We start from the raw sequence: 12,841 nt of genomic DNA, 5'->3' as shown, positions 1-12,841 counted from the left end.
CCCTCTTGTAAAATTTTTATTGCAATTTTGGGTTGTAGAACATCTCAGTGTTTGCGGTATATGTATTATCCATACTGTAGCGCTCCCCCTCAGTGTATATAAAACCATCATCCACCTTAACCTCATAAATCTGTCCTACTGTAAAATCACTCGTTTCCCCACTTACCAATTCAATATAATCCGCATCGTTAATATTGGTAATCTCGCTCAAGCCATTATGCATGTTCTTTCCTCCGTGTTTAAATATTTTAATAGACACAATTGACAGTACCACCAAATCAAATCAATTTGCACCACCACCTTTAATAAGCGTCAAAGGTGTCTATTTATATATAACACTTGTTAAATCGTATGTAGTTAATCCCATGCACTGATGTATCCCATTTGCACCTGACCAGCTCTATCCAGCATAGGAGCGTATTCTTCCGGTACAGAGCCGATTCTCCACATTAACTGTTCTTTTGATATAGTTGAAATTTGCTCCATCATAACTATGCTGTCATCACGCAATCCACATTCCATAGCGTCCAAATTAACATGTGTAGGCATCGCTTTCTTCTTGGCGGTGGTAACTGAAGCTACCTGTACCGTTGGGCTATATCTGTTACCCATGTCATTTTGTATTATGAGAACTGGGCGCTTGCCTCTCTGAACACTGCCGCTGCTAGTATTGATCAATTCTGCAAACCATAGCTCATATCTCTTATATTCAGTCTTTTGAGCAGTCAACATTTCGTATCACTCCGTTTTTCTATTGTTTATACCAGAAGTATAACAAACAAAATATAAAATGTACATATATTTATACTTAAAAAGATAAAAAAAGGAGCATTCCTATCTACTTAATCCATACTCTATAAAATTAAAATAAAAAAGCCTATTTATAAGGCTTTTCCATAGCTAATTTCTATGTAAATTTGGTATTTCATTTGAAGTTACTCTTCATAGTAACGTTCTATTAATTCTTCGTCATATAAGTCTATAAGCATGGTGACCAACTCTCCATCATCGTTTAGATCATCCTCAAATAACGGTTCAAAGTTAAATTTAGATGCATACCATCTCCATTTTTCCTTGAGTGCATCCAAAACTATAAAACGCTCATTCAGTTGGATAGCCATTTTAATAATATTCTCCATAATTTTTGTTCCAACTGACTGCCCCTGAATACGAGTATCAACTGCAAGTCTTGCGATATCTAGAACATCTCGATCTTCTTCTGGAGAGATACTTTTAAGAAGCGATGATAGTTTTATATGCCTCAATGTATAATACCCAACTAGTGTATTGTCATAATACACCAAAGTAGTGCTAGACTCTCTTTCTATATGTGAGGGGTATGCCTCAACCTCAAGAAAAAGATCCATAGAGCCATTACCACACTTAAAATTCTTCAAATGAGGTAAATCCTCTATGGATATAATATTGTGTATGATTGCACAATTCTCATTCTCCTTTAGAAAGTCTTTCATAATACTCCTTCACTTTTCGAGCAGCATGCTTTTTCATAGACTCTTCATTTCTTTTCATTTTGCTAATAAAACGTTCAGCATCTTTACCTTGAAGAGTTGGTCTTTCACGAAGACTAACAGCCATGCGTTTTCCTCCTTTTTTACTAGCCAAGTCAATCATCTCCCATCTAAATTAGATTAGACAGTTATGAATATGATTGAATCACTAGTAATATGTTAGAAATTTAGAAAGCTAGATAAATTGGTAGCCTCCTAGGAATAATATACCACATCACAATAAATATTCACACTATTTGTGGCATAAAATGCATACTATTTTACACATGAAATGACGCAATTTTTTTCGCATTTAATACGCAGTTTTTTCTCATAAAATATGCGTTAAATTGCTTGTAAAAAATAATTGTTTTTTACATCTTATAAAATGTGATTTTTATGTGATAAAAGTATGCTTTCAGGGGAATATAAAAAGCCGCCTCGGAAATGAGGCAGCTTTTTCATTGACTTAAACTAAGTTTTAATTCATTACTTCATCGATGTCAAAATCTAGAGAGTTATCGCTGTAGATTACTCGATTAATTAAAAACTTTCCAAAGATAGAGAGGGAAAGACTAATATGTGTTTTTTTCTTATCTACTATCCAATAGCATTGATAACTAATCTTTCCAGCAGCTAGATCTTTTTCTTCTCCAACATACATAGTAAGACGCTTGCCGTTTCTATCAATAATATCTCTGTTGTTAATAGATTTATCATATGTATCAAGTAGGTCTCGCTTGATACTAAAATATTCATCAATTAGGCCATTTGTAGTTCCGTTTGTATTGTTTGGATCAAGCACGTAGACTGCGCGCACTAATTTGTTTTTGTAAAACATGTAATTTAAATCAGCGTTTTTTCTAAATCCTTTTGTTTTATACACTAAAATGGTGAAATCTTTATCCTTCACTGTTTTCAAGAATTTCGATTTCTCTTTCTTTTTAACCTGATTCACTGTCATGCCCCAATTTACATTTTTAAAATCATACTTAGTAGCTGCTGTTGCTGGAGCCAATTGAGTCGAAGTAACGAGTAATAGTATTACTAGAAATGATAAAACTAATTTCTTCATATGTAGACCTCACTTCCTAATTATGGATTGATTATACCATGCTAAAAGTAGTGGGTCTATAGAATTAGATGGTTAAGAAGAAAGGAGGATATAATAAAAAGCCACCCTCATAAGAAGGTGACTTCATTTAGATGAAAACCATTGCAGCGATCAGAACACATCTGATTTATATGCTCAATATTTGCACACGACTACAATGGGTTTACTCCATTGTTCATAATTAAAAACCAATAGCCTGTCTATAGTAGTCATTCATACAGAGCACATTATCCCTATTGTGATTATAGGTATCGTGTTCCATTTCTTCTTTAGACTTTTCCCCATGTTTACTCGGAATGACCAAGTGGAAGGGATCAATAAGAATTATTTTATAGATTGCTTTGAGGTCAGGCTCAGTTACAAATTCCATAATAGTGAATACACGTATATGTTTGGGCTGCCCAAGAGCATCAATTAAATTACTTTTAACAATGTAAGCATTCTCTGGAAGGGGATCTAAATACAAGTTAAGACAAGCCTCAATTTTTGGTTTAGTTAAACGAACTACTCCAGCATTGGGAGTGTCAACTATCGAAGGATTATCAAAAATATCAAAGATGCTTGTCTTAATTGTTCCTGGCGTTAAATCTGTCAGAAAATTAGTAAACATATGCTCTGGCAGTGACTTTGATTTCTTAGCATCAGAATTCAAAAATTCAAAAGTTGGTGTAATTTTATCTAGTTGTTTCTTTAATTTGGAGTTTTTCTTGCCTGACTGTAAAAATCCATCACTCTCGAATTTGTTCTTGGTGAGAACATCAAAACAACCCTTTGGGCGAATTGATGCTCCAAAATCAACCTTAAACATACTGTTCTCGATACTCTTGGATTATTAATTCATTGTCCATAGGTGTTGATTGACCTATTTTATAAGCACTTTTCCACGCTTCATCCTGATGGCTACGGTCAACTAATTTGAAATCACTTACCGAATCGATTTGTTCAAATAGTTCATCAATAAATTTTTTGACTTCGGGTTCTTTTTCGATTTCAAATTTGGCCTTTTCAGGTTTATTATCGGCAACATAATCGCCATCACGATCACTAAAGTAAACATAACGAATTACAGGGCCATACTGCCAAGCTTCAAACTCAGCATCAAAAAGATACTTTGGTTTACCAATTGTACCTTCAAAAACTCCTTCTTCAACTTGCTCTCCATATAATGCTCCGTGGTAAGCAAACAAGAAGTAAAGCCCTTTTTGTAACTTTAACGGTGAAATACTTGGATTTAAATGGTAGAGATAACTGGCTACAGTGTCAACATCAAAATGAAATTGTCTTTCTTGAGTCATAAGATCAGTCCTTTATGTAGAATAAGTTCAAGAAACGAACGGATGTTCCTATACCTTATACTACTTATTATGCCACAGATTAAGTCAAAATGATACCCTTTTGCGAATTTTCTGTTGTTATTGATGCAAGCATATGGTAAGATATTAAAGTTTGTCGATCGTTGGTAACATTATTGTAATAAAATTGAGCTACAAATAACAATATAAGCGATTGATACTAAACCTTAACCAAAGTAAGAGATAATATTCCTAGTTTGGTTAGTTCAATAGTTAAGATGGTATCGATATTTTTGAATTCCCAGTAGGGAATGCGTATTAGCGGGATGTTGTTAGCTTTTATTTTGTCCTTTTTCTGTTTAAGTTTGAATGCTTATTGATGGTAGCTTAATCATTACTTATAAAAACGCATGTAAGCATCTAGGCCAATATCGAACACTGAATTCTTTTCTGCATAATCAATGGGCAACAAACCGTTTATATCCTCAATTTTGGGATTTGCATTTAATTGTTCAAGTTCCCCGTAATAAAAGGAGTTTTTGTTTATGACAGCTAGGTGTAAAGGGGTCTGTTTTTGTTTATTCTGCAAGTTAACGTCTAATGCATTACTTTTGATTGTTAAATATAGAGAATAATTATTTTCCAAAACTGAGTAGTGCATTAGACTATTCCCTGTTTCTTTATCTTGTGTATTCACTATGATTTCTTTAGCTGTAATTGCTTCTTTAACTTTTACTGCGTCAAGTTTTCCGTTAGTGGAATACTTCTCGTGTAATCCTTGCACGTATTGCCCTCCTGTGTTTTTGGATGTTGAACTTTTGTTTGAATTGCTATTTGTAACGCTAGTTACAGTTGAGCCATTGTATGATGTCGCATTACTTGTTGAAAATCCTTCTTTTAGTGATACTTGAGAGCTAGTAACGGATTCAACCGTGTAGCCCATGGCATTTGCCGTGTCTCGTACTGGAAGATAGAGCCTTCCGTTCACGTTAAGTGGTGAATCAGACAGTTTTGCTTGAGATCCATCTACAACAATCTTTACATTTGATTGAGTTGCTTTTAGGTATGTAGCTGCCCCTACCGCTGTCCCTCCTGTAAGAGTAATTCCTACTACGGCTCCAAGTAGAAATGTGGGTATCTTTGTTACTAATTTTTTCATTGTATGTACCTCCGATTTAAGTGTGGTATGCCTATATGGAAGACTATGCCATAGAGTTATCGGTTAAAATTCTAGTTTTACTTAGAACTACTAACAGAGATTTTTGTGAAATCTACAGGTTGCCCATTTACAAAAAAGAATGGCTGAGTGCCTGACGTTTCCACACTCACACTTGTTTCTTCATCGATATTCTCCTCTAGGGGAGTAGTAACCAACTGTAGATAGCGATTAATAAGGTATTCATTTTTACAGTCTTTTAATTGTTGATAAATGTATGAGTCCAACATCTTTGTTAGATTGTGATCCATGATAAAATTCATAAGAATATCGCTTTCATCCATGGTCGTTTCGTACAAGTCTCTCGTTTCAATCAATTCCTCCATCAGTTTCTTCTCTAGCTCAAATCGTTTATTCATATGTATATTCTCCTCTATATGTTTGTTTGATTAGTTTAAATCGATACGTGCACCATTCATTTTAATGTTGCCAGTTGCCTTAATATTGATGTCACCTTGAATATCGATCCCAAGACCTGAAGTTGTTAATTCAAAAGTTGAACCATTAGAAAGACTCAATCTATATGTACCGTTCTCAGTGGCAATGAATTGAAATTCTTTGCTTCTAACAGTATATTTCCCTTGATCCGCTGTTGTTATAATTCCTGAATCATCAAGAAGCACACTTCTCTCTCGACCTGTATTACTTTGATAGTACGTTTGAGATAGGCCACCGTTATATTTCTTTTCCTGATATTTGCCGCTCGTCGGAGTCATACCATCTCCTTCACCATGTTTGATAGCATCGGGAAAGTAATCTTTATAACGTTTCAATTTTTTTGTATCTGAAATCTTTGCAGTATACATTTGTGTATTTTCTCTATCTAACTCGAAATATGTAAGAGTACCTCCACATTGCTCATTTGCCGCAGTAGCATATGCTTTTAGCAATACTTTTCCAATGTCGTCTTTCCCCAGATAACGTTCAATTACAGAGTCATTCGTCCAATGCCCCTTACCGTAACCAATTACCAAATCTTCACCAGGATGAGCACTAATTTCTACAGGATCAAAATTATCAACTTCATCGAAGTAAACAATCCCCCACTTTCCATCTTCGCTAATCCCCGGAATTACAACCTGAATGTTGTACTTAGAATCTTTGAGGTAAGGCCTCTTTTGTAGATATGCATAGTAGACATCTTTCGTTAAGTTTACAATCTTGTTGATATCATTTTCTCCTGTTTCTTGGAGAATACTACTTACAGTGTCAGCGATATCCATGCTCCCACTAATGTAAGCAACAAAGCCGCCAGATTAAAACTGTAATTTTTGAGCGTCATCATGTAATTGATAGCGCTCCGGGTCTGAATCACGTATAACACATACCCTAGAACCGGCAGAGATATATGCTTTTTCTCCACTATTGAGGAACACGATATTACAAACACTCATTTACTCACCCTCCTCTACAAAGTTAATTGTGATGGAAGCCAAATCTTCAAACTTGTATTGACGTGTATTACCATGTTCATCACTCACAGCAATCGTATTATTGTTTGTTAGTCCAGTGATGAAATTAGCGCAAATTTGGTTCAGGATAGGTTCTGCTCCCTCAATCTTAAGAATGTTTCCATCAATTCCATCTACTCGAATCTCAAAACCATCTTTTAGCTTAGCTACAACATCAAACTTGTTCATATTGAAATATCTCCAATTCATTATGTAATTTATCTCTTACAACTCTATATACGAACTTATTTCCTATTCTTCTTCGTCCCTGCTACCTAATGCTCTCCTTTGATTACTTCCAGCCTATCCGCTGCATCAACCTGTACCATACATATCTAACCTTCCACGTATCTCATCCCTCCCGTTCATATGTATTCATAGGCTCCAAGAGTCTACCTTGGAATTCGTTAACCTCATGTATCCATTATATGCAGGCTGGTTTTTTTTAAATATAAATACGTATATTTATTTTTAAAAATTTTCTCTTCTACTATAGTGTCATCTCAGAATCGATTCTCTTCCTCATATCCTTGATTAATCAATAGGAATTTGGAAACAACTAACCTAGGAGGTATAAGATGTCCTCCTTCATGAGCTCCGTTTTATTTCATTATTATTTACAGACGCTTCACAGTTCTCTCTGTTTCCCCTATTGCTTCGGCAACATTTTTCAACAGGCCGTATTGTCCCGTTGCCCTATTCCCCCCATGTCCGGCTTTCCAATATTCCTTTAAGAACGCCGTCTGTCTCCATTTCTTAACTGGATCGTTTTCAGCTTCTCTCCTACACTCCGCGTTCTCTGCAATGAGCATGTATTAGGCTTGCCATTCGTCTACATCTAGGGTGTATGCAAATTTCGCCCCCCTTGTTTTTCAAAATATTCTTGCCAAGGTAATATAATCATGATACATTTTAAATTAATTACATATATTAATTCTTAAAATAAAAAGGAGGATATCAGTATCCAACTGTTACTTGATCAAACGAAATACAATTCTAAGCCAACAACTCAGATGCAACGAATAAGCAATGGACTGCTTCGAAATCCTGTAGACATTGAGCCTGATCAACTTGCACATGAACTGTTACAAGGTAAGACTTTTACTCCTGCTTTCATTACAACAAAGGTAAATGGGTCATTAAGGCGTACCAAAGATTGTTGGACTTCTCAGCAAGTTATCTGTATGGATTTTGACAATGGATATTACGATAGGACACTCAAGCAAAAGGTTATGGATGTACGTATCACATGGGAAGCTGCACAGGAAGAGTTCAAAGCATCAGCAATGTTCATGTACAAAACGTTCAGTCACACAGTTGATTGGCCTAAGTTTAGAGTAGTCTTTGCTTACAATGAACCATTCACAGATATCAACTTGTTGAATGCCCATACTGATCAACTATTTAAAAATTATCCATTTGCTGATGAATCCACCTTTCAAGCTGAACGATTCTTCTTTGGTGGAAATGACCTTCACGTGTTTGATTATGAAAATAGGCTTCAGATTAACCATGACTTAGTTGTAAAAGGGGGATATTATGACCTTAATTACTATAGTAATAATATAGATATAATTCAGGTTACAGTATCCCCCTCTACTTCATCAGATGCAGTAAATACTTACATAAGTAATATAGATATGATTCAGAGTATAAGTGTAAATATAATAAATAGAATGAAAACTACATACAAGCCTATAACTGCATCATCACGTAAGGAAGTATATGATTACCTAAAGAAGATTAATCTACATGAGTATATAGGAATAGCAAGCAAACAGTTTCATGATATATTCCACAATGAATCATCACCATCAGCTAATATATATCAAGATCCCAAATCAGGTTACTGGTGGTATAAGTGTTGGAGTAGCAGTCATCCATTCACAGGTACTATTATTGAAGTAACAGAAAGATTGACCAAACTAAACAAGCCTAAATCACTCCGATACCTGATGGAATGCTTTAACATCACAATTCAGAAATCAGAGTGGCATGTTGAAATGGAGAACTTAATCCAGCAGAATCTAGAGTTGCTGAACGATGAGGAATTCATAAAAGAAGCATATCCCAATTTGAATTCTAAAGAAAGAGGAATTAAACGACGCTCTCTTGATTTTGAGAAGATATATGACTTGCATTATATTGACGGATTAGCTTTTACTAAGATTTACAAAGAACATGGATTAAGTCCAACTTACTGTAAACAGGTACTCCAAGAAAACATACAAGTTGAAAAAATGAAAAAGCCCCCCTCTTAGTCCTCTGGAACGAATAGTGTACTCCCCCTCCTCTATGGAGGGCTATTTTGTGTATATAGAATGGCATTATGGTGCCGGTTTTATCCAATAGAATTTCACTCGTTAAAATTCAACTCTCGTGTCGAAGCAGATGTGCTAGGGGCATATTCTGTAAAATGGACACTATTTTAAATTTAAAATATCCCCCATGTGTCATATGCATCGTCAATGAAATAACTTAGTGAACAATTGATAAGTGTTAGAGGATAATTTTCCATAAATTATTACTTTCTGGGTGTAAATGTCCCCCCTTATGTATGTCCAATTTTGTATCGGTTAAGCTTATTTCATTAGGGATGTATATGGTATACTGTAATGTACGAATACTCTAAGGAAGGTGTTATATGACGAATAAGGAAAGTGAACAAGAAAAGTTGGCAAAAAAATTATATATGTTGCAAGAACAACACGTTAATGCAATCACAAAAATGAGTAACATGATCAATCAATCATCAATCTCCAGAATGGTTGAGCAAATAAGTTTATCTTCTAAGATTAACTCTCAATATACTCAAGCATGGAAAGCACATCAAGGATTGACAAGCTCTATTCGACAAGTATCATTGGCTTGGAAAGAACCTCTAGTAGAAATTGCTAAAATAACTGCTTCTCCATCTTTTTCAAGTGCAATTAAGGGAATAAATGCTGCAAACAGTATAGGCATAGCTAATCTTCAAACCTTTTATAAATCTCCTTCTTTTGTATCTATGCTTGATGCGATTTCAAATATGGACACTCATTCTTGGCAATCATTTGTTGATACTGTACCTGAAGATATTTCTTCTAACATTAATGATATCGAACAGGAAATAGAGAATGATCCTGAGACCAAAGCTAACTTCCAACCTTATATGGAAAGCATTGAAGAGGTATTATCATCTCATGTTGGTGCAAAAATTGATCTAAGTAAAAGTAAACTCACTATTAATGGCTTAAAAATACTAATCCATCTCATCATTACGTTAGTTGGTATATATGGTCCTCAAATTTTACTTCCAGATCCAACTGATGACTTAGTCGAGGAAACTAAGCGACACAATATAGTTGAAGAAAAGTATCAGCGAGATGATCTTGTGCTGAAACAGAAACAAATAGAAATTGACCAAGAACAGGTGAAAGTTAGCAAAGATATACTTTCGGAATTGAAGAAATCAAATGAACAAAAAAAGGACTCGAAATGAGTCCTCTTCTAATTATTCATTGATCATACTCAGGATTAATTCCCCAACAATCCTCCGTTTAAATTTCCAATATCCTTGAACTCATTAACCTTAACTATTTTAGCTAGTTTGTCATTGTAACCATATTTAATATCACGAAGACTACTGAAATATCTATAAAATGCCTGTTCGAAATCATTCCCTAATTTGCTCATTTTTAAAAGCATATCATTAATATCGTAGTTAACCTCTGACATTCATCTCCCTCCCTTAGTTATTCGACTAAATCTTCTGACTTTCTTGCACAATCTCATCTTTAATAAGATCTGTAGCTAATTTGCCCTCATCACTTAGATTCTCTATTACTTTTTTGATGGCATTCATTAAATCATCGTTATCCATTACTCTCGCTTCACCATTATCGTCAGTGTATTCTTTCACCTCATTTAGCCTTCCTAAAAGATCGATAACTGCTCTTTCCAAATCATTCATGTTATATCCCCTCTCATTCATATAATTACTAGTCTTATGTTTACTATGTAACGATTTTTCATGAAATTATTCGGATCTTGTGATGGAAACATGAAGACCAAGTGAAATTAACAGTTCTTCTGTCAAGATGAATTCTTGGTCTGTGTGTGAACGATTATCACGTACTAAATTAAAATCCAGATCTGTCATAGCACAGTATTTATGCCATACTCCAAGTTCCGAGAGTTCGCTGAATGTTAATTTAACTTTCATTATCATTACTTCCTTCCAATAGTAAGATGAAAAACCATCAAAAATCCATTGTCTCTAAAAAATGTTGCAATCAATATAAAAGAATTGTTTTATCTATTCATTTTTCAAATGAAGTAACTCTTCAAGTACAACATAGCCTATCCTTCAGTTTCATCGAACTTTATTCTAGCCCTCACGGGTTATTTAACTTATCTACTTTAAATCCCACTAACGTACCCACTTTGTCTCGATGTTTGAGTTTGTTGAATTTATCAGGAATAACTATAACTTTGTAGATTTCCCCGTACTCCAGGGTAACCTTACGAACTAATTCACCCTTATGTAGAGCCTTCACAGTACATTTAATTGGCTTACCTACAACCTCTGAATACGAATTAATGTCATACAGCATAATCATTTATCCTTTTTATGAAAGTATTATTTCACTAAGATAACCTCGAAATTTAAATTGAAATATCAGCACATAATACGCTGGTCCCTATCAATAGACTTACTTTGCTACCACAATTATACAACAACAAGTGTCCGTCTACCTATGTTTTCTGAATGTAGCTGTATTACCACTAAGGAATCTTAATTGGTTTGAGTTTATATTTTGGGATTTTACCAAATTAGAATAATTCAATAAGCATATGATCAAATGATCAAATGCCCGAAGTGGTACATATGATCGCTGTCGACCACATCGACTGCCAAGGTAGCCGTGTAAACTCAAGTTCAACCTGAACCCAACCTCTTTTTAACTTTGAAGTTATAAAGCAATTGTTACTGTCTCAGAGTAACGATGTGGTTTCAACCCAAACGTCTTATACAATCCTCGTTGGACAAAATTTTCGCGCGAGAAAAATGTTCTTCTCTCAGTGAAGGTAAGTTATTCGTTTCAAATGAAATAGTACCGTAGCCCTTCAGAGGAGATCGTTGACTCTAGGACAGACTGTCCTAGAGACCATTCCGAGGAATATCTCGTTATGTTTTACGAAATGTTAAACAATTGTTATAGGATCTGTGACTCACGCCAATTTTCGGTCATTATTAGAGACTTGTATTCAAGTTGGACATAACGCCCAAATCAAGAAGGATGGAATTTCAACTCACCTTAAACAGTTACCCTCAGTTTGGGGCTTCAGGTTAAACTTACGAGTAATATAGTCATGAATCAATGTGGGCATTTTGTCCTTATTGTGACCACGAATATATAATGTAAAAAAGGACAACATCCATTTGTGTCATCCTCATCTATCATATTCAACTTGTCTTGTTATCTCCTGTTCCATCATTCGTTTCTGCTTCCTGATTAATGTTAACTCCTTACGTATTGCCATCCTACGTTCAACTTTTAAGTCTAATCTCGATCCTTCAGCAACCAAATGGCTATATCGTGAATCAATTGTTATAGGCTTACATTGTTTCTTTGGCTTAATACGATTGGCTCTGAGTTTACTACTAGGCGACTGATACGGAATTTCCGTATAATTCAGGCTCATTATCATTTCGAACAGTGTCACGTTACTGTGCATTGGATTTCGTTCTCCTCTATCAATATTTGATTTCGTTTGGTAGTGGTCTAAGCACCTCACGAAATAAATCTGCAAACAATGACTCCAGCCCATTCAACTCTTGGCTAAGAGGTGGTAACAATTTTTTATCAATCAAGTCAATCATGGTCTGATATCTTACATCTAGCTCTTTAGCCCTTTCCATCATCCCTGTGACCATAGCTACATCTAAACCGTAAGAGACGAAGTATTTATCAATTGCTATGCGAGTACGTAAATAGTGATCATAATTCCAAGCTGCCTTTTCATCTGGCGGTAAGTTCTCATAGTCCTGCTTGTATAATTCGTTCATGCATGTCCTCCTATTCAACTCATCTATAACCATTTAAATCAAGTTGAAATTGTAATTTTATCAAGTCAATCACTCTATAATTAGAGTTGTTATATGAATTTTTAAGATATGTTACGGTACAGTGTTGCATCTATAATCTATAAAATCATCGGTGGCACAGTCTCCCGACAGAGAGCCGATCTAGTTCCTGTCACATTTGTTTTAAATT

At 35.0% G+C, this 12,841-nt stretch carries 16 protein-coding genes; 2 read left to right on the top strand and 14 right to left on the bottom strand.

Features of this window, described 5'->3' with window-relative positions:
• Positions 1-16: 16 nt before the first annotated feature.
• The 11 genes from HW560_RS11805 to HW560_RS11755 all read right to left on the bottom strand — a co-directional run bounded on the left by HW560_RS11805 (position 17) and on the right by HW560_RS11755 (position 6,770).
• Positions 17-223, bottom strand: a complete 207-nt coding sequence (locus HW560_RS11805; RefSeq protein WP_179263198.1) for a hypothetical protein — start codon at positions 221-223, stop codon at positions 17-19.
• 134 nt (positions 224-357) lie between these two features.
• Complete coding sequence (locus HW560_RS11800) at positions 358-732, bottom strand: type II toxin-antitoxin system PemK/MazF family toxin (RefSeq protein ID WP_179263196.1); 375 nt, start codon at positions 730-732, stop codon at positions 358-360.
• A 203-nt stretch (positions 733-935) separates the two neighbouring features.
• Positions 936-1,397, bottom strand: coding sequence for a GNAT family N-acetyltransferase (locus tag HW560_RS11795; RefSeq protein WP_179263194.1), 462 nt, complete (start codon positions 1,395-1,397; stop codon positions 936-938).
• 49 nt (positions 1,398-1,446) lie between these two features.
• Positions 1,447-1,623 (bottom strand): hypothetical protein, encoded by a 177-nt coding sequence (locus tag HW560_RS11790; RefSeq protein WP_179263192.1) that lies wholly within the window; start codon positions 1,621-1,623, stop codon positions 1,447-1,449.
• Between the two features lie 366 nt (positions 1,624-1,989).
• Complete coding sequence (locus HW560_RS11785; RefSeq protein WP_179263190.1) at positions 1,990-2,583, bottom strand: hypothetical protein; 594 nt, start codon at positions 2,581-2,583, stop codon at positions 1,990-1,992.
• Positions 2,584-2,803: 220 nt separating this feature from the next.
• Positions 2,804-3,430, bottom strand: coding sequence for a hypothetical protein (locus tag HW560_RS11780; RefSeq protein ID WP_179263188.1), 627 nt, complete (start codon positions 3,428-3,430; stop codon positions 2,804-2,806).
• Entirely contained in the window at positions 3,423-3,917 is a 495-nt protein-coding gene (locus HW560_RS11775) for a Panacea domain-containing protein (protein WP_179263186.1), read from the bottom strand. Before HW560_RS11775 ends, HW560_RS11780 begins: the two co-directional genes overlap by 8 nt.
• Before the next feature lie 391 nt (positions 3,918-4,308).
• Positions 4,309-5,073, bottom strand: a complete 765-nt coding sequence (locus HW560_RS11770) for a stalk domain-containing protein (RefSeq protein WP_179263184.1) — start codon at positions 5,071-5,073, stop codon at positions 4,309-4,311.
• A gap of 77 nt (positions 5,074-5,150) precedes the next feature.
• Positions 5,151-5,489, bottom strand: a complete 339-nt coding sequence (locus HW560_RS11765) for a hypothetical protein (RefSeq protein WP_179263182.1) — start codon at positions 5,487-5,489, stop codon at positions 5,151-5,153.
• Positions 5,490-5,519: 30 nt separating this feature from the next.
• Positions 5,520-6,353 carry a hypothetical protein gene (locus tag HW560_RS11760; protein WP_179263180.1) on the bottom strand — a complete coding sequence of 278 codons (834 nt, stop codon included), beginning with the start codon at positions 6,351-6,353 and terminating at the stop codon, positions 5,520-5,522.
• 171 nt (positions 6,354-6,524) lie between these two features.
• Positions 6,525-6,770 carry a hypothetical protein gene (locus tag HW560_RS11755; protein WP_179263178.1) on the bottom strand — a complete coding sequence of 82 codons (246 nt, stop codon included), beginning with the start codon at positions 6,768-6,770 and terminating at the stop codon, positions 6,525-6,527.
• 995 nt (positions 6,771-7,765) lie between these two features.
• Between HW560_RS11755 and HW560_RS11750 the strand changes: the two genes are divergently transcribed.
• Together HW560_RS11750 and HW560_RS11745 are read left to right on the top strand one after the other, a co-directional pair.
• The gene (locus HW560_RS11750) at positions 7,766-8,842 is read left to right on the top strand and encodes a hypothetical protein (RefSeq protein ID WP_179263176.1); all 1,077 of its coding nucleotides are present in this window, start codon (positions 7,766-7,768) and stop codon (positions 8,840-8,842) included.
• Between the two features lie 383 nt (positions 8,843-9,225).
• The gene (locus HW560_RS11745; protein ID WP_179263174.1) at positions 9,226-10,062 is read left to right on the top strand and encodes a hypothetical protein; all 837 of its coding nucleotides are present in this window, start codon (positions 9,226-9,228) and stop codon (positions 10,060-10,062) included.
• Between the two features lie 35 nt (positions 10,063-10,097).
• Here the strand turns inward: HW560_RS11745 and HW560_RS11740 are convergent, their stop codons facing one another.
• From HW560_RS11740 to HW560_RS11730, 3 genes are all read right to left on the bottom strand, one after another.
• Positions 10,098-10,298 (bottom strand): hypothetical protein, encoded by a 201-nt coding sequence (locus tag HW560_RS11740; protein WP_179263172.1) that lies wholly within the window; start codon positions 10,296-10,298, stop codon positions 10,098-10,100.
• A gap of 25 nt (positions 10,299-10,323) precedes the next feature.
• A complete protein-coding gene (locus HW560_RS11735; RefSeq protein WP_179263170.1) occupies positions 10,324-10,533 on the bottom strand; it encodes a hypothetical protein in 210 nt (69 codons plus the stop codon).
• Between the two features lie 1,788 nt (positions 10,534-12,321).
• On the bottom strand, positions 12,322-12,633 hold the full coding sequence (locus HW560_RS11730; protein WP_179263168.1) for a hypothetical protein: 312 nt from the start codon (positions 12,631-12,633) through the stop codon (positions 12,322-12,324).
• Positions 12,634-12,841: the final 208 nt, after the last annotated feature.

It is taken from the genome of Paenibacillus sp. E222 (assembly GCF_013401555.1).
Classification (GTDB): Bacteria; Bacillota; Bacilli; order Paenibacillales; family Paenibacillaceae; genus Paenibacillus.
The sequence above is the reverse complement of the archived record's forward strand: the minus strand, read 5'-3'. Positions and strand labels throughout refer to the sequence as shown.